The following is a 23,437-nucleotide window of genomic DNA, read 5'->3' on the forward strand; positions in this document are numbered from 1 at the left end:
ATACGGTCAAGGTGGATTTCCTAAACCCTATGGGAAGCAAGCTCTTAGGAGTCCTAGTTACTTTCTGCCGTCTGTTGGTGCTGCGCCACTTCAGGTGCTGAAGAAATATATCCAGAATCAAGAAAAGCCGTCCTAGAACGACGGGGTTTTCAACCCATTTTTTCGATAAAATCTATATATGAACGCTACACAAGAACAACTTAAACTTAAACTTGAGCAGGCTTTGGTGGCTACTTTTGGCCATGACTATGCAGGAGTAGACCCCATTCTGGTAACTGCGAGTAATCCTAAGTTTGGTGATTATCAGGCCAATGTGGCTTTATCCCTGAGTAAAAGACTCTTAATGCAACCAAGAGCGATCGCCTCTGCTATTGTGGATAAACTAGATGTATCTGAATTTTGCGAAACACCAGAGATAGCCGGGCCTGGTTTTATTAATTTTAAACTCAAAACTGCATACTTAGAAGCACAACTGAAGGCTGTTCAAACAGATTCTCGACTAGGAGTTCCCCAAGCGAAAACGCCAAAACGAGAAATTGTGGATTTCTCTAGCCCCAACATTGCTAAAGAAATGCACGTCGGACATTTACGTTCTACAATTATTGGTGATTCCATCGCCAGGATTTTAGAATTTCGCGGACATGATGTATTGCGGTTAAATCATGTGGGTGATTGGGGTACGCAGTTTGGGATGTTGATTTCTTACTTGCGGGAAGTTTACCCACAAGCTCTGACCACTGCTAATGCTTTAGATATTAAAGATTTAGTGAGTTTTTATCGCCGGGCTAAACAGCGCTTTGATGAAGATCAGGCTTTTCAAGAAACAGCGCGAGAGGAAGTAGTCAAATTACAAGCAGGCGCAGAGGATACACTTCATGCGTGGAAATTGTTGTGCAAACAGTCACGGCGAGAGTTTCAGGTAATTTATGACTTGTTGGATGTACAAGTAATTGAACGGGGGGAATCTTTTTATAATCCCTTTTTACCCGCAGTGGTGGAAGATTTGGCAAAATCCGGTTTACTGGTGGAAAACCAAGGGGCTAAGGTGGTGTTTTTGGAAGGTTTCACCAACAGAGAGGGTGAACCTCTGCCTTTGATTGTGCAAAAATCAGATGGTGGTTATAATTACGCCACGACAGATTTAGCAGCTTTGCGTTACCGGATTCAACAGGATGAAGCCAAACGCATAATTTATGTGACAGATGCTGGACAAACTAACCACTTTGCCCAAGTCTTTCAGGTGGCGCGCAAGGCTGGATGGGTTCCTGATGATGTAGAACTAACTCATGTTCCCTTTGGTTTGGTATTAGGGGAAGATGGGAAGAAATTTAAAACTCGTTCTGGGGATACTGTTAAGTTACGAGATTTATTAGATGAGGCTGCGATTCGGTCTCGTGGGGACTTGGAAGGTAGATTACAAGCAGAAGAACGTCAGGAAACTGAGGAATTTATTAGTCAAGTTGGGGAGGTAGTGGGTATTAGTGCAGTGAAATATGCCGATTTAAGCCAAAACCGTACTAGTGACTATATTTTCAGCTACGATAAAATGCTGGATCTCAAGGGTAATACTGCGCCGTATATGTTATATGCTTATGCACGGATTCAGGGCATTAGCCGTAAGGGTGAAATTGATTTTGCCGAGTTGGGTAAGAATGCTAAAGTTATCTTGCAACATGAAACGGAATTAGCGTTGGCTAAGTATTTACTGCAATTAGATGAGGTTATTAGCGGTGTGGAGCAAGATTTATTACCCAATCGTTTATGTGAATATTTGTATGAGTTGAGTAAAAAGTTTAATCAATTTTATGATCGTAACCAGGGGGTAAGGGTACTAGAGGCGGAGGAAACATTGCGGACATCACGGTTAATATTGTGTGATTTAACTGCTAGAACTTTAAAGTTAGGATTATCTTTACTAGGTATTCCTGTGTTGGAGAGGATGTAGAAAGAAAAGATGTTTAAATACAGGGTGGGCTGAGGATTTTTGTTTGGTCTGGCTTGGCAGTTTTGAGAGGTTGTCCTAAGTTGACAGTTTAATAGACAAGCCTGTACACTCATGGACAAACTTAAACCTCACGAATTCGCTAAAAAGATTGAGGTAAAGTCTAGCTTTGTCTCGATTTTATATAGCATAACTTTTATTGGCTATTTTAAGTTGGTGACACTTTTTTGATAAAAAGTAATCATATTAACCTCACGGTAGCATCGCCATGAATGACAAAGAAATTAAACAATTAATGGAGATTAATGCTAGAACTGCCCAGGCTATGCTGGATGAACTAGCAGACGCTCGACAGGAACGACAAGAACTCCGGGAAGGAATGGTACAACTCCAGAATGCAGTGTCACGATTAACTAACATACAAGAGTCCATCGCTAACTTGCTCATTTCTCTGGATGGCGATCGCCCTACCATTCTCAAGAAACTTATGGACATTGAGTCTAAGCTAAATCACCTGTTGCCACAAGACCTAAAAGAGGAATTTGAGTCAACCGCCCCACATCGCTGATTGAGATAATCCGGTTAAGTTTCAATCAAAACTGTTACAGCTGCCACAGCTATCAACATTTCATCATTTTTATCGTTGAGAGAAGCGATTGCTCGCCCTTGAACCACCATTCCCCCGGATTCTACCCGTAAGGTTTTACGACCAAAAGGCAGTACAGCTAGTACTTCTTCTTCCCTAACTTGTTCTGGATCAGGAACGGCTATCTGAACTTCCACAATCATTTCATTGGGATCGTTTAAACCAGCAACCTCCCAAACCCCAGGTAAGGCATTATGAGCAATCGCATTACGCACAGCCCTTGCAGCTGCTACTGTGGGATCTTGTCCGTGCTGATCTATTCCCATACCCATCTCAATAATTAAGCGTTTACGCGCCACAGTCACCTCCTCAACATCAACTACTTTTATATGATTACATTTGTTCTTCTTCTTCGGAGAACCAAATTTCTGCTAACAAACTTAAGCCTATTAGCCACAGCAAACCACAAAGCACAAACCAAAATATTTCCATCATTGCTATTACCTCCAATTAAGGAGCAGTATTTACTGGAAAGTTTTTTTTCGGTATCAAGACTGAATAAATGTGAATCCTTGATGTATCAATATTCTCTGTTCCCTGTTCCCTATGGCTACCAAAAATCCTAATTAACTTTATTATGAGTCATTAGTAATATCTTTTCTAAAAATAAATTAGTTTTCATATAAACATCCCAGCTAAAAGGCTATGCGCTAAAATGGGGGTATTGGGGGTTGTAATTGTGAAAATCTCTGCTAATAGTTTGAAAAAATGACCAATTTTTACCCAATGCAGTAACAATGTCTGAAGATCATAACCCCAATACCCAGATTCAGCAAATAGCTAGTTTAAAGCCAAAACATTTTGCTGATTTAATTAGAGCAGTCCAATTAATTTTCGACCCTGCGGCGGGACTGATAGGCAGACGTGTAGAAGTTAATTGGCAAGAAGACTTCGGTATTCCGCGTGATGTGGAAAGAAATCTCAGAGAACTTGGTCGGCAATATCAATATGCTTCCCCCCATGTTCCTGGTGATGTTATTTGGAGTCAACTAACTCCTGAAACTAGAATTTGGTTTCTCCACCATAAAGATGATTTGTGGCGGTTTGAGGAAACTTTCCCGGCGTTGGATGAGGACTAGGGCGGGTAGGTGAGGGACAGGAAAAAAGTCCCCGTCTTTCTGACAGACGGGGGCTGAATCATGCGGTGACATTACAATTACAGATAGCTGACTAAACTTCGCAGTTCAACGCGCCAGATTTTTGGCTAAAGCGGTGATTTTCTCGGTAATCTACAGGACAATCTATAACAGCAGGTACATCTTGGGCAAGGGCTTCTTTGAGTACGGGGATAAGATCAGTGGTGGATTCTACTCTATAACCTTTTAAACCCATACTTTCCGCTAGTTTGACAAAATCAGGATTACCAAAATGAACAAAAGATGAATTACCTTTGCCAAATTGATTTTCTTGCTTCCACTCAATTAACCCATAGCCACCATCATTAAAAATCAAGGTGACAAAAGGAGTACCAACACGTAAGGCTGTTTCTAATTCCTGACAATTCATCATAAAGCCCCCATCGCCGGTAGCTGCTACAACTTTGCGGTTAGGGAAAACTAGTTTTGCGGCTAAAGCACCAGGGATAGCAATACCCATGGCTGCAAAACCGTTAGAAATCAAGCAAGTGTTGGGACTATGACTGTGATAATGTCTGGCAATCCACATTTTATGTGCGCCCACATCAGAAATCACAATATCCTCTGGCCCCATCACCTGCCGTAGGTCGTAAATTAACTTTTGCGGTTTAATAGGAAAACCATCATCATTAGCGTACTGTTCGTAATCAGCACGAATATTTCCCCGTAAGCTGATGGCATAGGGATGAGGTTTACTCTGTCTATCTGCCAATTTTAAAATTTCATTCAGGGAATCGGAAATATCTCCTATGACTTCCACACTGGGAATATAACTACTGTCAATTTCTGCGGGGTTGACGGCAATGTGAATAATGGGAATGTTGCCTTCAGGATTCCATTTTTTGGGAGAAAACTCAATTAAATCATAGCCAATGGCAATTACTAAGTCGGTATGGTCAAAGCCACAGTTAATAAAGTCCTTTTGTTGTAATCCTACAGACCACAAAGCCAGGGGATGAGTATAGGGAATTACACCTTTACCCATAAAAGTATTAGCCACGGGTATATTCATTTGGGTGGCAAATTGGGTAACGGCATCACTAGCTTGAGCGCGAATTGCTCCATTACCAACTAAGATAATGGGGTTAACTGCTTGAGAAATAGCTGCCGCAGCTGCCCGAATACAAGCAAAGGAAGCGTAGGTTTTTTCGATTTTATCTTTTTGCAAAGGCTTACCTTCTACAGGCATAGCAGCAATATTTTCTGGTAAATCAATGTGGACTGCACCAGGTTTTTCTGTTTGCGATCGCTTGAATGCCTTGCGGACAACTTCAGGGGTAATGCTGGGGCGGACAATTTGTTTATTCCACTTAGTTACCGGAGCAAACATAGCTACCAAATCCAAGTATTGATGGGATTCGATGTGCATTCTATCGGTTCCCACCTGACCGGTAATTGCTACTAATGGCGCACCATCTAAGTTAGCATCTGCCACTCCAGTCATTAAATTAGTTGCTCCCGGTCCGAGGGTAGAAAGACATACTCCAGCTTTACCAGTCAAGCGTCCGTAGACATCCGCCATGAATGCTGCACCTTGTTCATGACGAGTAGTAATAAATTGAATGGAAGATTTTTTCAGCGCTTCTAAAACGTGCAGATTTTCTTCCCCAGGAAGACCAAAAACATATTGCACGCCTTCATTTTCCAGACACTGCACCAATAACTCAGCTGTATTCATCTGATTCCCTCAATTGATTGACCAATGACTAATGACTAATCACTTCACCCACACGGTTTTCACATTGACGAACTCGTGTATTCCTTGAATACTCAACTCTCTGCCATATCCAGAACGCTTAATACCACCAAAAGGTAAGCGGGGGTCAGATTTAACCATGCCGTTAATGAATACCGCACCTGCTTCAATTTCGGTAATCAGGCGACGGCGTTCTTGGTGATTATTTGTCCAAGCACTTGCACCCAAGCCAAAAGGTGTAGCATTAGCTAATTGAATAGCTGCATCAATATCTGGCACACGGAATAATAACGCCACCGGTCCAAAAAATTCTTCTTGTGCAATGGCGCTATCTGGGGGGATGTCTGTAATGATTGTTGGTGGGTAAAAGTTGCCGGGGCGCTCTGAGAGAGGATGTCCACCAGTGAGGACTTTTCCACCGCTTTTGATGGCAGTTTGCACTTGTTGGTCTAAGTCTTCCAGAATACCAGGGGTGGCCAATGGACCTAGATCAGTATCTGGGTGCATGGGATCGCCCACTTTCAGCGCCAGAAATTTATCTAACAGTAGTTTTTCAAATTCAGTAGCGATGGCTTCTGCAATAATAAACCGTTTTGCTGCTATGCAAGATTGCCCGTTATTCAACATCCTGGCTGTGGTGGCGTTGGCAACTGCGGTTTCTAAATCAGCAGTTTCTAAAACAATAAACGGGTCACTGCCTCCCAATTCTAAGACAGTTTTTTTAATTTGTTGCCCGGCCGCGGCAGCCAGGGAGGCACCAGCGGGTTCGCTACCGGTTAAGGTGGCAGCTTTTACTCTGTCATCAGCCATTAAATCGGCAACTTTGGCAGCACCAATTAACAGGGTTTGAAAAGCACCGGGAGGAAAACCAGCCCGATGAATAATATCTTCAATTGCCAAAGCGCACTGTGGCACATTAGAAGCGTGTTTAAGTAAGCCGACATTTCCGGCCATTAGGGCAGGTGCGGCAAAACGAAACACTTGCCAAAAAGGGAAATTCCACGGCATGACAGCGAGAATTACCCCTAGAGGCTGATAGCAGACAAAACTTTGGCTAGCGTCGGTGGTAACCGGGACATCAGCCAAAAAACTAGGGGCTTGTTCGGCGTAGTACTGACAAACCAGGGCGCATTTTTCCACTTCTGACATGGACGCTTGATAAGGCTTGCCCATTTCCAGGGTCATTGTTTTAGCCAAATCGGCTTTTTCTTGCTGTAGAATTGTAGCTGCGGTTTTTAGCCATTGCGATCGCTCGGAAAAACTGGTTTGGCGATACTGTGCAAAAGTCTGATCAGCCAAATTCAGTTTAGAGGCAATTTCTGCATCATTGAGCGGCTCAAAGATTTTGAGAGTTTCCCCACTGGCGGGATTAATGGTGGCGATAGCCATTGCCTGACCTCCCGTTCAAGAATAGCTTGAGGTAGCTTCCTAGTGTTACACAGATCAGTTATGGAAGCCATAACCAAATTTTAGTCTTTTGCTCAAGTAAATTTGTCAATAGTTAATCACCGCAATTATTTTTATATTGATTTCTATTAATTTTTGTGAAATTAGGCACACTATAAAACTTTGCTGTTAACCCCTCTCCTGGTTTAGGAGAGGAGAGAATTACAGCAAATTAAATTAGTTTAACGGCACGTAAACCGAACAGTAGACCTACGGCTACCACCATAAACACAGTCAAAAAGCCAATATAAGCTATTACTCCAAACATTGATTTTTCTCCACAATACTTAACTAACTCTATTGAATCATGGAGAATGAGGAATGGGGCATAAAAAGGGAGAAAAATGCTGGACTGTCTCCTCCATCTCCCCACATTGCGATAGAATACAGCCCACGGCGCTTATTTGGGTTTGGATAATGACTTCTGTAATTAATGTGAATCTACCGCAGCAGTCCTATGAGATTGCGATCGCACCTTCTAGCTTAGATCAACTCGGTGAACAAATGGCCGCTTTGAACCTAGGTAACAAGGTTTTAGTTGTTTCTAATCCCAGTATTTTTAAGCATTATGGCGAAAGAGTGATACAGTCTCTCACATCAGCTGGTTTTCAAGTCGCTAGTTATAACCTACCACCTGGTGAACGTTACAAAACCCTCAACTCTATCCAAAAACTCTATGACATTGCCTTAGAAAACCGCTTAGAACGTTCTTCTACAATGGTGGCTTTAGGCGGGGGTGTAATTGGGGATATGACTGGCTTTGCTGCGGCTACCTGGTTACGAGGCATGAATGTAGTACAAGTACCTACTACCCTCTTAGCTATGGTGGATTCAGCTATTGGGGGTAAAACTGGTGTTAATCATCCCCGTGGTAAAAATTTGATTGGCGCTTTTCATCAACCACGTCTGGTATTAATTAGCCCAGACACACTTAAAACTCTGCCCATGGGGGAATTTCGGGCAGGAATGGCAGAAGTAATTAAATACGGGGTGATTTGGGATGCTGAATTATTTACCCAGATGGAAGCCTGTAAACACCTGAATCAGCTGCGCTATATCCCGCCGGAGTTTATAGAATATATATTAACACGTTCTTGTCAAGCTAAAGCCGATGTTGTCGCTAAAGATGAAAAGGAAGGCGGACTCAGGGCGATTCTCAACTATGGACATACTATTGGTCATGCAGTGGAAAGCTTGACAGGTTATCGTTTACTCAAACATGGTGAAGCAGTGGCCATTGGGATGGTAGCAGCTGGTAACATTGCGGTAGAATTGGGAATGTGGCAGCAGGAAGATACAGAAAGACAAAATACCCTAATTCAAAAAGCAGGTTTACCAACTCAGCTACCAGATGGGGTAGATATTGAGGCGATTATTAATGCTTTGCAACTAGATAAAAAAGTTAAAGATGGTAAAGTTAGGTTTGTTTTACCCACAAAAATCGGCGTGGTGACAATTACCGACCAAGTACCATCAGAAACTATCCGCCAAGTGTTGCAGAGTATGTAGTTGATAATTCTTAACCCGCTTTTATCCTGTAAGTGATAAAGCGGGCATTTTAACAAAAGTTTTCTTGAAAATGTGAGTGTAAATGTATTTATATATTTAAAAAGTAGGATTGTGTTCTGCATCCCAACATTTGCCGTCGTACCAATTTCTATTTGTACGTTCACAGTCTGATTGGTTATTAATCCAAGGAATAGATGTAGGGTAGGGAGAACTGGGGATACAAGAAAATGAAGACAATACTAAGTTCAGGATAGTAAAGGTAGAAATCAAAAAGATAATTACCAGCAATAATAGGAATAAAATATTAACAGGATTACGCAAAGGGTATACAGTTTTATCATACCGCAAGCGCTTTTTGGCGCGAGATTCTTTACCGGCTAACAAAACTATATAAAATCTGAGTCCGGGAATAGGTAAGGAAACTTTCATTTCTAAAGAGTGGGGCTGTCTGTGATTAGTAGATTCATAAGCAATTTTGATCGCTTGTAATTGCTCATGTGTTAGATTGTCTTTGACCTTTGGGGAAATTGTGTGATAAAATTGCTCAAAACTACAGCAAAAGTTTTGTGGTTCTCTCATTTTGTTCTTAATTTATTAAAATTCATATAAACAATTTGCCTCTTGCGTTGTTTTGATTGTAGTTCCGATTGAATAGCCACTTGACAAGGGTTAGACATAAAGGAATGTGTATTTCCCTTAATTCACTCCATTATAGCCAGGTAATTAATTTACACTAGCTGCTTTATACTAAAATTACCCTGCAAACCTCCTGTATGAACTAATAGCAGGCGATGACCCTTGGGAAAAAATCTTTGATACAGCAAATCTATTATGCCATAAAACATTTTTGCGGTATATACGTAATCAAGTGATATATTATTCTCCTGTTCAAATTGCTGACTAAAAACTAGCAAATCTTTATTAACCTTGGCATAACCGCCAAAGTGATAGTCACAGATTAATTGCCAAGTTCCTGGAGATTGGTTTGGTGTAGGTAGCCCAGACTCCAGATAATTCCTGAGCCAATTCTGGATATCCTGGGCGAGAAATTCGCCATTTTTCAGCACAGGAAAACCAATCACTCGTTGTTTTGGATTAAGGGAAAGGGCAATACCAGCTAGTGTAGTGCCTGTACCACAAGCCAAGCAGATAGTATCAAATACAGTATCATCACCAATAATTTCTGTACAACCACGTACACCTGGTAAATTGCTACCACCTTCAGGAATGATAAACACCTTGCCGAAACGTTGTTTTAAGTCTTCCTGTAATTCTTGTGTATGCTTTTTTCGGTAAGTTTTACGATTAAGGTAAACCAGCTGCATACCCTGCTGTACAGCAAAACTAAGTGTGGGGTTTAGGGGTAATTTTTCTTCCCCACGAATTACGCCAATTGTGCGGAAGCCGAAAAGATTACCGGCTGCTGCGGTGGCAAAAATGTGATTAGAATAAGCGCCCCCAAAGGTAAGCAAAGTGGTTAAATTTTGCTGCTTGGCCTCTAGGAGGTTATATTTTAACTTAAACCATTTGTTACCATTAATCAATGGGTGCATACAATCAAGGCGCAGGACAAACAGTTCTACACCAGCGCTGCGGGTAATGTGGCTCTCTATCTCTTGAATGAAAGGAGGTGGAAACTGTGAATATAGGGGTGCAAGGCAGTTTTTATTGGTCATCATAGCGTTTCCTCAACGAGTGAGATAAAAATATAAATGATAGAAATCTTGTGGTGTGGGCATAGTATCTACTATACTTAGACTATACTCAATACTAAGCGATCAGTACAAGTCTTGCCCGCTACTGTACCTACTTAAGCAAAATTCGCCATAAATTATATGAATAATTCAATTCAACTACCCCGAAAATTAATGCTGTTGGGTTCAGGGGAACTCGGTAAAGAATTTGTCATTGCTGCTCAACGCCTCGGTAATTATGTAATTGCCGTTGACCGCTACGCTAATGCTCCCGCTATGCAGGTTGCTGATGTTTCTGAGGTCATTTCTATGCTGAGTGCTGAACAATTAGAAGCTATTGTCAATCGGCATAAACCTGATTTTATTATACCAGAAATTGAAGCAATTAGAACGGAAAAGCTGCTGGAGTTTGAACAACGAGGTATTACAGTTATCCCCACTGCTGCCGCCACTAATTATACTATGAACCGCGATAGAATTAGGGAATTAGCACATCAAGAATTAGGTATTAGAACGGCTAAATATGCCTATGCTTATACTCTACAGGAGTTAACTGCTGCTTCTGAACACGTAGGATTTCCCAATGTGGTTAAACCTGTCATGTCATCTTCTGGTAAAGGTCAATCTGTTGTACAGCATCAGGGGGAAGTTGAGTCAGCCTGGAATTATGCGATCGCTAACTCTAGGGGTGATACTCAAAGGGTGATTGTAGAGGAATTTATCAACTTTGAAATTGAGATCACTTTGCTAACTGTGAAACAGTGGAACGCACCAACAATTTTTTGTTCTCCCATTGGTCATCGTCAAGAACGAGGCGATTATCAAGAATCTTGGCAACCAGCAGATATTGGTGAAGAAAAAATATCACAAGCCCAAGCCATAGCCAAACAAATCACCGATGCTTTGGGAGGAGCAGGCATATTCGGTGTAGAATTTTTTATTACTAAAGATGAGGTAATTTTTTCTGAACTTTCCCCTCGTCCCCATGACACAGGCATGGTAACGTTAATATCGCAAAACTTGAATGAATTTGAACTACATTTACGCGCTATTTTAGGGTTACCAATTGCGAATATAAAACAGTTAGGATGTGCCGCAAGTGCGGTGATTTTAGCTGCTAAAACATCTGATATAGTAGCTTTTACAGGTGTGGCTGAAGCTTTGTCAGTACCGGATGTAGATATTAAATTATTTGGCAAACCTACCGCCCACCCTTATCGACGCATGGGAGTGGCCTTGGCTAAAGGTGATAGTATTGTGGAGGCGAGGGAGAGGGCTAAACGAGCAGCTAGTCAGGTACAAATGGTTTAATCTATTCCCTATTATTCAGGCACATCCTCAGCATAGCTGTAAATTTCAATTCCTAAACTAGAAGCCAAGGTTTGGGCTTTAGTTTGTACCATGGGTGAAATCACAATCTTTCTGGTGGCTTGTCTGTGATGTCGCTGCTCGTAATACTCTACTTTGCGGGCAAAAATGTGTAAGTCCGGTTTACTCACGGAGGACTTAATTTCACAAATAATTAATTCGCCATTTTTAATAATTAAATCTAACTCTATTTGGTCTGGTCTGCCAAACACTACCCCCGCATCATCATACTCTACTATATTCACCACCTGCACCCCAAAGGATTGTTCTAAAATTCCTTTCATGGCATTGCGAAATGATGATTCTGATGATAAACCCCAGCGCGCACCTAAAGCCCCCATGGTGCTGTCATGCTTACGATTAACAGATCGGATTTCTGCTATCATTTGGTCAAACTCCCGCCTGTTTCCTTCCCATTTTTGGGATTGTTCTGCGCGATCGCGTTCCATTTGGGCGATAATTTGGTCAAATTGTCGTTTGTTTTCTTCCCATTTTTGCGATTGTTCATCCCATTTCCGGGATTGTTCTGCGCGATCGCGTTCCATTTGGGCGATAATTTGGTCAAACTCCCGCCTGTTTTCTTCCCATTTTTGGGATTGTTCTGCGCGATCGCGTCGCATTTCTGCCAGGACTAAATCAAAGCGACTTTCTGTTTCTGACTTCCCTGCAAAATAGTTAGAAATAGCCTTCACCAGCAAATCGCGGATTTCTACATCTTCATCCAGTAGAGCGGGTAACTCTTGTCTCAGTAGACGTTTTAACTCGGCATCATTCATAGTAGACAACTAAGCCACATACCCATTTTACCACATTCCTAAAGCAACTAACCGCCCGACTTTACGTTGTATTTTTCAATGCTTTCAGTGTATTCATTTGGTTACACTCAATCAAAAGGAACATATTTCTAATTGGAATAAGGACAGGGATTTTATCTTGAGTCTTTTACCAGATAATTGTTTTCGTTACTATCAATTAGCCACTTAATTCTTCTCTACATTAATTTAATTAATATCACATTTAGGAGCTAATCTGTTTTATTTATAGCTCTATTTTATGATGTCTGTCATTTCGTTTCTATCCTGGAAATATTAGTCCAATTTATGAGTTTTGTCTTGAATATCTTTTTTTATTTATCTGTTTACTTCTTCAGGTGGTGTTCATTCTTATTGCTTCTTATTGAGAATAGTTTTTGATGTCATTTTTGATGATTTACTATTTCTCAAATGCCTTTTTTCACTTTGTTTGTCTGTTTTTATGCTCACTTTTCTTTTTTATCTACGTAAGTTCTCCCTGTAACAGTTTGGGGTGCGGAATGTGGGTTCCAGGGATGAGTTCTGCCAATAGGCTTGGTTGATTCAGGAATAGCTGATAAAACCATTTATCTGTTTTCATGAGACTTTTTCTTTCATGTCTCCACTAGTTCACTGGGTGACTGTGAGCGAGCGCCTCTCCACCTCCTCAAATTTACTCTTTTGTCTCTGAAATGACTTGGGTATTTAACCATTCATCTAAGTCTGACATACTGGTAAAGTCTAAAAGAGCATCTCCCAGGGCTTCTAGTTGGGGTATGGGTAATTTGCGGATTTGGGTTTCCTGGCTGGGAGTCAAGACCCCACATCGGCGATTTAATAAACGGATAATCAGTTTTGCTTCTCCTTTTTGCTCTCCCCTTTGCTCACCTTTTTGCTCACCTTGTTGTTTACCTTCTTGAAAAACCACCTGATAATAACGGGTGTGGCTAATATCTTCGCTTTTTAGGTCTAACATTTCTAATATTTCGGCTGGGGTTAGTTGAGGGAATTTGTTAACTAGTATAGCTTGGACTAAATCCAACCTCTGTCTAAACTCTTGGTCACTTTTAGCACTTTTCAGTAATTCTTGGGCTGCTTTGCCTGTCTTTCCTTTCGGTAGGATAATCAGTTGCAGCATGGCTAAGTTGGGACTTAATTCTTTTTCTTCTTTTAGGTCTTCCAGGTATACTCTTTGTACTTGTTCCAATAACTGCCATTGGTACGGTATTTCTGACCCTAATTCCTGACTGCGAGACTTTAATATCAGTAAGCCACGCCATTGTCTCGTTATTTTATACTGCTTTAAATATAAGTAAACTTCTGCAAAGTACCGGGCGTAAAAATCCCTGTCTGGCTGCATTTGTGCTTCTACAAATACTACAGCCATGTTTTGGTCTGGATTACTGGGGGTAAATATACCATCTAGGCGAAATTCTTGTTCTTTAATTACCGGGGCTGAGTAATCATATTGGCATTCCCGGGGTAATCCAGGGATGAGTTCTGCCAATAGGCTTGGTTGATTCAGGAATAGCTGATAAAACCATTTATCTGTTTTCATGAGACTTTTTCTTTCATGTCTCCACTAGTTCACTGGGTAACTGTGAGCGATCGCCTCTCCACCTCCTCAAATTTACTCTTTTGTCTCTGAGATGACTTGGGTATTTAACCATTCATCTAAGTCTGACATACTGGTAAAGTCTAAGAGAGCCTCACTCCTCCAATACGTAAAAACAAGTCACACTTCTTCAATATTCAACGCCCGGCGCAAAACATTAAGGTATTGTTGAGAGATAATTTTAGGTGTAAAGTGAGATTGGACATACTCTCTAGCCGCCTTACCCATCTGTTGCCCTAGTTCTTGATTACGTCGCAGCAGGCGGATAAATTCAGCCAATCCATGGCCATCACCATGATCAAATGCGGCACCGCAATGGGCTTGGGCAATTACTTGTCTTAAGCTAGAGTAGGGAGAACAAACCACTGCCAAGGGCTTACCAGCTGCTAATGCTGAATACAACTTGCTCGGTACAACCAAGCTTTCACTAGATGGGCTAATACTTACTAAAGACAAATCGCTAGCTGTGAGAGAATAGGGCAAGTCTTTTTTATCTTGATATGGTAAAAATGTAAAGTTATTTAGCCCCAAGAGATTAACTTGGGCAATTAATTCTTCCCGCCTAGCTCCTCCACCAATACATACAAATTGCACAGGCTCATCTTGCAGTTCTATGGCAGCTTCTAAGAAAGTATGTATGTCATGACATCGGCCCATGTTGCCTGAGTAAAGCACTGTGAATTTATTCACTAAATTGTATTTCCAAGCAAACCAGTTTTCTTGTTTAGGAATGGGTACAATAAATTCTGGGTTAGCCCAGCTATGAATTACAGAAACTTTATGAGCCACTTGAGGACAGTGGGCTAAAACGCGCTGTTTCATCTCAGGACTGAGAACTATAATGCCTTTAGCATTGAGCCAAACTCGACGATTCACTGCCTGCCAAAGTTTTGCTATCCAGTGATTTTTAGATATTATACCCAGAGATATGACCACATCCGGGTATAAATCATATATTATGCACACATAGGGTAATTTAAAGAGAAGATTAATTAAATAAGCCACAGTAGGCAAAAAGGGCGGGGCTGTAGTTACCAATAGTATATTAATACGCCTTAATGCTCTCAGTAGATATATTATAGTACGTAAAGTATATAAAACACCATTAATTAGCTTACCGCGAATTCGCCCAGGGAAAAGTTGAGCGCTACGGGATCTTTGGATTTTAATTTGGTCAACATATTCTAAATAGGGAGCCTTACTTGAGTTAAACGCATATCCAGGCTGACTGGTAAAGACCTCAATATTAACCCCTTGCTGCTGTAACTGTTTAACAAGTTCCTCAATCAATTGCCCCGTAGCGGCATAGTCGGGAGGAAAAAATTGTGTAACTACGCATAACTTAATTGATTGGTCAACACTTAGGGTCTCCTCATGCTGATCTATAGAAACTAATGGTGATATTACCTTTTTATTAGTCCACTTGTTGAATTTCATCGATTATTCTATTGTTGAGGTTAAAAATATTGTTAGTAAAACAACTTAAGTATTCAGGTGGTTAATGTATTATAATGCTAAATGAGATTCCCCCGTTACTACCTGATGATTGTAATTTGCTTGACCAAGTTTAGGTTATGAATTTGATGTACTCCTTTAACTTTACTTTTATTTTTCTTTTGCTCCGGAAACCTTTTTATAGCAACAGACTGTGTAATTTTCCTGAAGAATTATATATGCTAATCTAGGCTACCATGTTTTAATCTAAATCAGTGGTGTTTATCAAAAATTTAAAATAGCATCATAAACATAGCATCATAACCTAAGAGAATGTGATACAATTTCAAACCAAATTATTACTGATCATAAAAATTACCTTTCGACTAAAAAAAATTAAGTGAGAGAGTTGTAAAATCAGGGTTTTCCTTGATATGTTGGTGGAAAGCTTTTTCTTAAAAATAAGATTTATTACTCATAAAATGTCTGAACCCATACTTAAGTAAATTTGTCAAGCACATCTTGAAATATGATTTTCGAGATGATATTTTGGGAGGTAACGAAAAATTACCCACTTGCTTAACTAAGGTATAACTACATAGATAGGTTTATTTGGGTTTGAAAAATTAGAACTCTAAACTGTTGCTGATGCACAGTTTGTCATTTAAGATAAAAACTTGCTTGGCTCAAACAGCCTTAACCCATCGGAGGGTTTCTATTGTTTGTGCCTACTTTGGCAGTTTTTACCATAAGTATTGTTTTTGTGTGATGGATTTTCCTGAAAACCTGGTCAATACAGCCTCGTATACTATATTATGGTTTAGTCTAGCAAGCAATTTTGTTTTTAGACTTTCTGCTCTTTGTACTAGTATGGAAAAACAGTAACATAAATAACATTTTACAATTTGACTCATATTTCGATATTTCGTTTGGTACTGCAAAAGGTACGTTATACCTCGTCAAAACAAGAGAAATACCGAGAAAATGTTAAAAAAACACTTTTACTTGCTCTTCTCATCATCCGAGAATAGAATTGGCTATCGATTACTTAACGTTCCTCAAGCAGAAAAAATTTACAGGTTTATTCTGAGTAAATACTAGTAGATTAGTGTAAAGCTAATATGAAAAATATGAAAAGTGTGAAAAACGAAGTATCAAAGACCTCAAAAAATGAATATAGTAGCAACTCTATCACTCCGTTCTTTCCACATCAAAGCATTCTAGGAAATGAGGGTTTAGGTGAGGAATGGAACTTCAAACAAGTTCTGGATCTGTTACGGCGCAGATCACTGGTTATTTTAGGAGTGTCCACAACTGTGATGGTAGGTGTGGTTATTCAATTGACATCAAATCCCAAACCACCACAATATGAAAGTAGTTTTCAGATGCTGATCGAACCTGTCAGTCACTCTAATCAAGTAATTGATCTTGTTCAAGAAATTAACCCTTCATTTCAAAAATCTAGCTTAGATTATGAAAGTCAAATTTTAGTTCTCAAAAGTCCTGAACTGATCAACAAAAGTATTAACAACTTGCAACCTACTTATCCAAACATTAACTATCAATATCTAATGCAGCGTTTCAAAATTGATCGTTTAGGTACGACCAAGATTCTAGAAATCCGCTATCGTAGTCAAGATCCACTGGAATCAAAAGCAGTATTACAGCAAATTGCTAAGGACTATTTAGAATACAGCAAAGAAAAACGGCAAACTAACCTAGGTCAAGGATTGCAATATATTAATAGAGAAATACCATCTCTGCAAAATCGAGTAGACCAAATTCAGAAAGAATTGCAAATTTTTCAGCAGAGGTACAATTTTATTAGTCCAGAGTCCCTTGCTGGTCAACTTAATACACAAACTGCTAATTTAATTCAACAACAGCAAGAACTTGAACTAAAACTAGCCCAAGCTCGCGAGGATTTTGCTTTCTTGCAAAGTGAACCAGGGACTAAAGCAGTGCTGGATAGTTATCCTGTATATCAGGAATTAAATACGGAATTGCGGCAATTAAATATGGAAATTGCCACTACATCAGCAGTTTTCCAAGAGGAAAACCCCAGGCTAATCACATTAAAAGAAAAGCGAGACAGCCTTATACCAATAATAAAGGAAGAATCAGAGCGGTATATACAAACCAAGCGAGCAGAAGCGGCTTCTGCACTGCGAACTTTAGAAATTAACAAGCAAGAACTGCAAAAAAATCAACAAATTGTGGAACAACAATACCAGCAATTACCAAACCTCATCCGACAATATACCGAAATACAAAGCCGGTTAGAAATTGCCGCTGAAAGTCTCAGCCGCTTTTTATCTAACCGCGAAAACTTGCAAATTCAAAATTCTCAAACGCAAATAGGTTGGCAATTGATTCAAGCACCCAATGAGCCAACGGTTCCCGTGGTTTCCTCAAGTATCATTCGGGAGATGATTCTTGGATTAACTGCGAGTATCTTATTGAGTATTGGTGCTGCTTTACTAATGGAAAAGTTAGATTATACCTATCACAATGCCTTGAGCCTCAAAGAAAGGGTAAAAGTTCCTTTATTGGGTAATATTCCTTTGAAGAAGGAAATTTCACGACAGCTAAATCAAACTATTGCGGGGGGAAATACTGAAGAGAAATCAGGCTATTACAACTATTCTACCAACTTTATCGAAGCGGTACGGGTACTATATACAAATATTCAATTGTTAAATTCTGATGCGGAAATTGAGTCTATTACTGTTACCTCTGCTATGCAAGGTGATGGCAAATCTACAGTTGCTTTTCATCTAGCTCAAATAGCCGCAGCTATGGGTAAACAAGTATTACTTGTAGATGCTGATATGCGCCGCCCTTCGATTCATAGTTTATCAAATCTAGATAATAAGTTTGGACTAAGTAGTTTAATTACTTCTAATTTGCCTGTGGAACAAGTAGTAAAACAACTACCTTCTATCCACGGGTTGTCTATAATTCCTAGTGGACCTGTCCCGCCAGATTGCGCGAAGTTGCTATCATCTGAAAAAATGAAGCGACTGATGAGAGATTTTCATCAAACCTTTGACTTAGTTATTTATGATGTTCCTCCTGTGGTTGGACTCGCTGATGCTAGTTTGATAGGTTCGGAAACAGATGGTGTTTTGATGATAGCCAGGATAGATAAAACAGACCGTTCTGTGCTTGAGGGCGCATTAGCTGACTTGAGATTATCTCCTATGAATATTTTGGGTGTGGTTGCTAATGGGGAAAAACGCAGTGCCAACAATTATTACAATTACTATCAATCAGCTTATTGACACTCTCCTAGGCTAAAGCCGGGGGATTCCAGCGTCACTGACGTTCCTTCGGATGACCCCTTTTTCTTCTTATAAGCATGGCAGAACATTAGAGGTGTGAGTGGAAGCGAATTAGTTGAAGAATGGGGAAGGGGATTAAAATCGCCAAGGGCTAACCCCCATGTCTGAAGTCAGTAGCTCTGCTCGCCGTTGATATTTCGGTCACTTGACTATTACTGTCTTGCTTCCCTTGTGACTATCCCTTTTGGGTAAAATAACTGGAGAAATCAGCACTAAAAAGTTAAAAATCAAAGTTAAAAATCAAAGTTAAAAATCATGGTACTAGCTCGGATTGGGATTATTGGTGGTAGCGGTCTATACAAAATGGCAGACTTAAAGGATGTGGAGGAGTTAGAAATCCAAACTCCTTTTGGTTCGCCATCTGATGCGTTGATTTTGGGAACAATGTCAGGAACCAAGGTAGCATTTTTAGCTCGTCATGGTCGTCATCATACTTTATTGCCTTCTGAATTGCCGTTTCGTGCTAATATCTATGCTATGAAGCAGGTGGGTGTAGAGTATTTGATTTCTGCCAGTGCTGTGGGTTCTCTAAAGGCTGAAGTTAAACCACTGGATATGGTTATACCAGATCAGTTTATTGACAGAACTAAAAATCGGGTTTCTACGTTTTTTGGGGAGGGAATTGTGGCTCACATTGGGTTTGCTGAACCCATTTGCGCCAATTTAGCTGGGGTATTGGCAGATGCGATCGCTTGTTTAAATTTACCAGATGTGGGTCTGCATTGTGGTGGAACTTATGTATGTATGGAAGGACCGGCATTTTCCACTAAGGCGGAATCCGGTCTTTACCGCAGTTGGGATGCAACAGTGATCGGTATGACTAACTTACCAGAGGCTAAGTTAGCCAGAGAGGCGGAAATTGCCTATGCGACTTTAGCGCTGGTGACAGATTATGACTGCTGGCATCCAGACCATGATAGTGTGACGGTGGAAATGGTGATGAGTAACTTACAGCGCAATGCAGTTAATGCTCAAAAGGTCATTCAAGAAACTGTGCGACGTTTGAGTGAAAATCCTCCGGTGAGTCATGCTCATTCGGCGTTGAAGTATGCTATTTTAACTCAGTTAGATCAAGCACCTGCAGCCACTAAGGAAAAGTTGGGGTTATTGTTGCAGAAGTATAGCGATGGTCATTAGTCATTGGTGCTGGACTGTAGCTATGCAGTGCAGACCGGCTGCTAAGAATCCCATAGTCAGGTAAAATATGCAAACCCCCGATGTTTTTAGCAGTCGGGGGGGGGTAGACAATTTACGCTACTCGAAAATCAAAGTTCAAACTAGCCCAATTTTTGACATCTAGTATATAAGGGTCAGTGGATGTACTGTTGTTTTCCCATTTGAATGCACTGGCATTATGCAAATCTTGTAACAATGCTTGGGTAATTTCTAGAGGTTGAAATAATGCTCCAAATAGTCCTTGGTCGGTGATGGGATACTTAGATTTTTCTAAGTATGCTAATGTTTCGCTAAATGGTGCATTACTGAGAATGATTTGGTGTTCGCATTCATAGGCTGGACCTGGTATCATCCATTCAGAAGCAGTAACACTTTTTGGTAATAACAGAGTTTCGCCAGGGGGAATAACTACTTGTTTGAATAGAGATTTGGAGTTAAAAAAGGCGGATTCCTGGGGTGATTGCCAGGGGTAAAAGGCGATGGGGCTGATATTATTGTTTAATCCTACCAGCATTATATAAATGGGCCGATCGCTGTAATTCTCCAATTTGTACTGCATGCGACTACCAATGGGCACAATAGGATCACTTAGGGCTGTGACTGGTGATTTGTTCTGTGGTTTGGCTGTACTAAAACTTCGGGTTGTTTGACGTTGCATGACTAGGCGAGGGGATAATTTGTTAATGATCTCCAGGCTAGCTGTAACTGGTAAGTAGGAAGAACCTTCATTTTCTGTGAGTCGCCATAATTTTGCTGCTAGCAGGGTTGGTAATTGCGGTACTAATCTTTGTACTGCCAATTTCACTGCTTCTCCTGGTTCCCCGGATGTGTTGGGAATCAGTTTGCCGCCGGGGGTAAATAGACCATAGCAACTGGGAGTTTCCAGGAGTTTACCAAATACACAATCTGCTGGTTGTTCTCCGGCGATGACGGTGGAAACCCGGTTAATACCAGCAAAAGCACTGGTGGCATCTACTCGCTCAATTCTTTCTAATCCGGTATCTAAGGCTACTATTAAATTAACAGCCCGGGGCAATACTCGCACTGCTTCTTGGCATAGTTGCCCTGGTTGTGGGGGAGTGTCTGCTTTAACTAGGGAGATTTGGGCTTTTGCGGTTAAGCCGGTGCGCGATCGCAATATTAACTCTTCTCCTGTTGATAAAGTGAATCGGGAATTAACTCCATAGTTTTCTAACACTTGTGCTGGTAGTCCTGGTAAAAATAGTTGGGCTGTTTTACCATCGTCTTCAATGATTTTAATTACCCCCTCGGCCCCAACTGTAGGGATGGAAAGAAATAAATCCTCGACGGTTAACCCTTTTTCTTCACTTAATAATCCCGGCTGCTGATTGCTTCCTAGCTGATGTATGTGGCTGCCCACGTGAGCCAGGCTAAATTGAATTGTGGTTGGTGGTGTAGTTTCCCATAAGTATTGAGTCAAGGCGTAAGTAAATAACCCGGCACTAAAATTAGAGAATAGTATTTCCCTTGCCACCTGCTGAGGATCTGATGTGGCGGATAACACCACTCCATTATTGAGGTTAGAGTTTTGACTTTTTAGTTGTTGCAGAAATTCTAGTTCTTCTATTGCTAGTTGGGTTTGTGCTGGCTCTGGACGGACGCGAGTTCGCCATCCTGGGGGTTGGGCTTTGAGAGGAGCATAATAACTCGTATCCAATACAGCTGTTACCTGATCTGTGGGCAGCGATCGCAATAATAGCCGTATTGTTTCTTCTAATATATAGTTGACTATTTCATCTTTTTGTGTATTGAGAGGATCAACAGATGGAACCAAAGCATTTTGCACTGTGTCAATAAATCTGCCGGATTTCACCCGCGTACCATAGCCACTAAAGTGGAATATAGCCACATCGTTGGCTTTAACTTGCTTACCAAGGTGTTCTCCAAAAGCCGCCTCAATAGATTTCCTGGTGGCTTGTTCGTCAGTTAAAGTCAGGATATCTGAGGTTTGGAAGCCAAACCGATGAATTAACAGTTCTTTTTGCAGTTCTACATCAGTCAGACAACCAGCCAAGGAGAGACTTTTTTGGTATTGATTAATGCCAATCAACAATGCTATTTTACGCGCACTAGGTTGTGCTAAAGCTTGGAAGTAGCGATCGCTTAAAGTCAACCACTCAGCTTCTGTCACACCCAATACTGTAAGTATTGAACCAATCCGTTGTAAAAAAGTCCGACGCTTCATAATTAACCATGAGTCCTCAGCCCGTCTGCTTATAGCTTATAGGGCTGAGGTCTTTAATGTAATAAATTTAGATTTCTGTTAGCAAATTAACTAGTGTTTTAAGCGGTTGCTTGGGCTTGCATTACCCGGGCTAACTCCGCCGCCACTTCAGGACGGGAAAACTCTGGTGGTGGTAGTTCACCGCGACGCAGCATTTCTCTGACTTTAGTTCCTGACAGGTGTACCCGTTCTTCTGGTTTGCTGGGGCTAGTTTTAGTTGTAGCCATTTGTTTGGTACGTGTGCAGTAAAAAGCGTGTTCAAACTTCATTGGGACAATACCTAATTCACCAGGCTCAAACTCGTCAAAAATGTATTGAGCATCATAAGTGCCGTAGTAGTCACCCACACCAGCATGATCCCGTCCCACAATAAAGTGAGTGCAACCATAGTTTTTTCTGACTAAGGCATGGAATATAGCCTCCCTAGGTCCAGCATAACGCATAGCTGCGGGATTGATTGCCAAAATCACCCGGTCTTGGGGATAGTAATGTAACAATAAAATTTCATAGCAGCGCATCCGCACATCGGCGGGGATGTCATCTTCTTTTGTTGCTCCTACTAACGGGTGTAAAAATAGACCATCAACAGTTTCTAAAGCACACTTTTGGATATATTCATGGGCGCGGTGGATGGGGTTACGAGTTTGAAAACCAACGATAGTTTTCCAACCCTTGTCCTGAAACATTTGTCTTGAAGCTGCTGGGTCGATTTGGTAGCTGGGGAAGTGGGGATGGGGATGGCGTTGTAATAGCCAGATGTCACCTGCCAGATTCACAGAACCTTGATTATAGACTACTTGTACACCTGGATGTTTAGCATCATCAGTGCGGTAAACATTAATAGCCTCCTGGGTTTTATCATAGTGATACTTTTCGGTGAGTTGCAAAACTCCGATAAACTCACCCTGGGAGTCATCTAGACGAATGAGTCCGCCTTCCTGGAGTGGGGAAGCGATTTCTTCTGTTACTGACAGTGTAATTGGTATTGACCAGGGTAGTCCGTTGGCTAACCGCATTTCTACCACTACGCGGGTGTAGTCTTCCTGGTTCATAAAACCCGTGAGGGGGCTAAAACCGCCGATGGCGATCATTTCTAAATCAGAAACCGCCCGTGCATCAAGTTGCACTCGTGGTAAAAAGTCTGCTTTTGAGAGAAATTCTCTTTTTTGTTCTGGTGTAGCGATACGGTTAACCAATTGTCCACCATGGGGTGCAATGGCATCTGGATGTTGACTCAACTTAATCCCCTCTTAATTTAACTGCTATTATTTCAAACTATGTACTAACTTATCAAAATCATGGTACACAAGTGACAAATAGTTGAAGAACTAGGGGGAATATGCAGGCTTTGGGGGAGTTGGAAAAAGCGATTTATGGCGAATTTTTCCCAAATTA

The 23,437-nt window shown here is 40.9% G+C and carries 18 protein-coding genes and 2 pseudogenes; 9 read left to right on the forward strand and 11 right to left on the reverse strand.

From position 1 onward, the window contains the following. From NWP17_RS17335 to NWP17_RS17345, 3 genes and pseudogenes are all read left to right on the forward strand, one after another. Positions 1-136 (forward strand): annotated as a pseudogene (locus NWP17_RS17335) (IS200/IS605 family transposase); the annotation flags it as partial. Between the two features lie 42 nt (positions 137-178). After that, positions 179-1,945: an arginine--tRNA ligase gene (argS, locus tag NWP17_RS17340; RefSeq protein ID WP_280656121.1), complete on the forward strand. Its 1,767-nt coding sequence runs from the start codon at positions 179-181 to the stop codon at positions 1,943-1,945. A gap of 265 nt (positions 1,946-2,210) precedes the next feature. After that, a complete protein-coding gene (locus NWP17_RS17345) occupies positions 2,211-2,510 on the forward strand; it encodes a hypothetical protein (protein WP_280656122.1) in 300 nt (99 codons plus the stop codon). A 14-nt stretch (positions 2,511-2,524) separates the two neighbouring features. Here NWP17_RS17345 and NWP17_RS17350 read toward each other — a convergent pair whose 3' ends face one another. Then, on the reverse strand, positions 2,525-2,887 hold the full coding sequence (locus tag NWP17_RS17350; protein WP_280656123.1) for a Lin0512 family protein: 363 nt from the start codon (positions 2,885-2,887) through the stop codon (positions 2,525-2,527). 438 nt (positions 2,888-3,325) lie between these two features. On the opposite strand from NWP17_RS17350, the gene NWP17_RS17355 reads away from it, so the two are divergent. Beyond that, on the forward strand, positions 3,326-3,667 hold the full coding sequence (locus NWP17_RS17355; RefSeq protein WP_280656124.1) for a hypothetical protein: 342 nt from the start codon (positions 3,326-3,328) through the stop codon (positions 3,665-3,667). 91 nt (positions 3,668-3,758) lie between these two features. Here NWP17_RS17355 and NWP17_RS17360 read toward each other — a convergent pair whose 3' ends face one another. The 3 genes from NWP17_RS17360 to petL all read right to left on the reverse strand — a co-directional run bounded on the left by NWP17_RS17360 (position 3,759) and on the right by petL (position 7,134). After that, the gene (locus tag NWP17_RS17360; protein WP_280656125.1) at positions 3,759-5,402 is read right to left on the reverse strand and encodes an acetolactate synthase large subunit; all 1,644 of its coding nucleotides are present in this window, start codon (positions 5,400-5,402) and stop codon (positions 3,759-3,761) included. A gap of 39 nt (positions 5,403-5,441) precedes the next feature. Then, positions 5,442-6,809, reverse strand: coding sequence for an NAD-dependent succinate-semialdehyde dehydrogenase (locus tag NWP17_RS17365; RefSeq protein WP_280656126.1), 1,368 nt, complete (start codon positions 6,807-6,809; stop codon positions 5,442-5,444). A 229-nt stretch (positions 6,810-7,038) separates the two neighbouring features. After that, positions 7,039-7,134, reverse strand: coding sequence for a cytochrome b6-f complex subunit PetL (gene petL / locus NWP17_RS17370; RefSeq protein ID WP_280656127.1), 96 nt, complete (start codon positions 7,132-7,134; stop codon positions 7,039-7,041). Between the two features lie 149 nt (positions 7,135-7,283). Between petL and aroB the strand changes: the two genes are divergently transcribed. Further along, the gene (gene aroB / locus NWP17_RS17375; protein WP_280656128.1) at positions 7,284-8,375 is read left to right on the forward strand and encodes a 3-dehydroquinate synthase; all 1,092 of its coding nucleotides are present in this window, start codon (positions 7,284-7,286) and stop codon (positions 8,373-8,375) included. A gap of 96 nt (positions 8,376-8,471) precedes the next feature. Here aroB and NWP17_RS17380 read toward each other — a convergent pair whose 3' ends face one another. Beyond that, positions 8,472-8,954: a hypothetical protein gene (locus NWP17_RS17380; protein ID WP_280656129.1), complete on the reverse strand. Its 483-nt coding sequence runs from the start codon at positions 8,952-8,954 to the stop codon at positions 8,472-8,474. Positions 8,955-9,103: 149 nt separating this feature from the next. Further along, the gene (locus tag NWP17_RS17385) at positions 9,104-10,054 is read right to left on the reverse strand and encodes a 1-aminocyclopropane-1-carboxylate deaminase/D-cysteine desulfhydrase (RefSeq protein WP_280656130.1); all 951 of its coding nucleotides are present in this window, start codon (positions 10,052-10,054) and stop codon (positions 9,104-9,106) included. Between the two features lie 156 nt (positions 10,055-10,210). On the opposite strand from NWP17_RS17385, the gene purT reads away from it, so the two are divergent. Next, complete coding sequence (gene purT, locus NWP17_RS17390) at positions 10,211-11,380, forward strand: formate-dependent phosphoribosylglycinamide formyltransferase (RefSeq protein ID WP_280656131.1); 1,170 nt, start codon at positions 10,211-10,213, stop codon at positions 11,378-11,380. An 11-nt stretch (positions 11,381-11,391) separates the two neighbouring features. Here the strand turns inward: purT and NWP17_RS17395 are convergent, their stop codons facing one another. Beyond that, the gene (locus tag NWP17_RS17395; protein WP_280656132.1) at positions 11,392-12,213 is read right to left on the reverse strand and encodes a PD-(D/E)XK nuclease family protein; all 822 of its coding nucleotides are present in this window, start codon (positions 12,211-12,213) and stop codon (positions 11,392-11,394) included. Positions 12,214-12,247: 34 nt separating this feature from the next. Between NWP17_RS17395 and NWP17_RS17400 the strand changes: the two are divergent. Continuing rightward, positions 12,248-12,421: pseudogene (locus NWP17_RS17400) on the forward strand (IS1634 family transposase); the annotation flags it as partial. A 480-nt stretch (positions 12,422-12,901) separates the two neighbouring features. Here NWP17_RS17400 and NWP17_RS17410 read toward each other — a convergent pair. Together NWP17_RS17410 and NWP17_RS17415 are read right to left on the reverse strand one after the other, a co-directional pair. Next, on the reverse strand, positions 12,902-13,786 hold the full coding sequence (locus tag NWP17_RS17410; RefSeq protein WP_280656133.1) for a DUF2887 domain-containing protein: 885 nt from the start codon (positions 13,784-13,786) through the stop codon (positions 12,902-12,904). A 177-nt stretch (positions 13,787-13,963) separates the two neighbouring features. Beyond that, the gene (locus NWP17_RS17415; RefSeq protein WP_280656134.1) at positions 13,964-15,280 is read right to left on the reverse strand and encodes a glycosyltransferase family 4 protein; all 1,317 of its coding nucleotides are present in this window, start codon (positions 15,278-15,280) and stop codon (positions 13,964-13,966) included. A 1,118-nt stretch (positions 15,281-16,398) separates the two neighbouring features. Between NWP17_RS17415 and NWP17_RS17420 the strand changes: the two genes are divergently transcribed. Together NWP17_RS17420 and NWP17_RS17425 are read left to right on the forward strand one after the other, a co-directional pair. Next, positions 16,399-18,561, forward strand: a complete 2,163-nt coding sequence (locus tag NWP17_RS17420) for a GumC family protein (RefSeq protein ID WP_280656135.1) — start codon at positions 16,399-16,401, stop codon at positions 18,559-18,561. Between the two features lie 315 nt (positions 18,562-18,876). Next, positions 18,877-19,758 (forward strand): S-methyl-5'-thioadenosine phosphorylase, encoded by an 882-nt coding sequence (locus tag NWP17_RS17425; RefSeq protein WP_280656136.1) that lies wholly within the window; start codon positions 18,877-18,879, stop codon positions 19,756-19,758. A 112-nt stretch (positions 19,759-19,870) separates the two neighbouring features. Here the strand turns inward: NWP17_RS17425 and NWP17_RS17430 are convergent, their stop codons facing one another. Further along, the gene (locus NWP17_RS17430) at positions 19,871-22,003 is read right to left on the reverse strand and encodes a caspase family protein (RefSeq protein WP_280656137.1); all 2,133 of its coding nucleotides are present in this window, start codon (positions 22,001-22,003) and stop codon (positions 19,871-19,873) included. A 98-nt stretch (positions 22,004-22,101) separates the two neighbouring features. After that, positions 22,102-23,280, reverse strand: a complete 1,179-nt coding sequence (gene sat, locus NWP17_RS17435) for a sulfate adenylyltransferase (RefSeq protein ID WP_280656138.1) — start codon at positions 23,278-23,280, stop codon at positions 22,102-22,104. Positions 23,281-23,437: the final 157 nt, after the last annotated feature.

The sequence above is a fragment of the Chrysosporum bergii ANA360D genome (genome assembly GCF_029891735.1).
Lineage (GTDB): Bacteria > Cyanobacteriota > Cyanobacteriia > Cyanobacteriales > Nostocaceae > Umezakia > Umezakia bergii.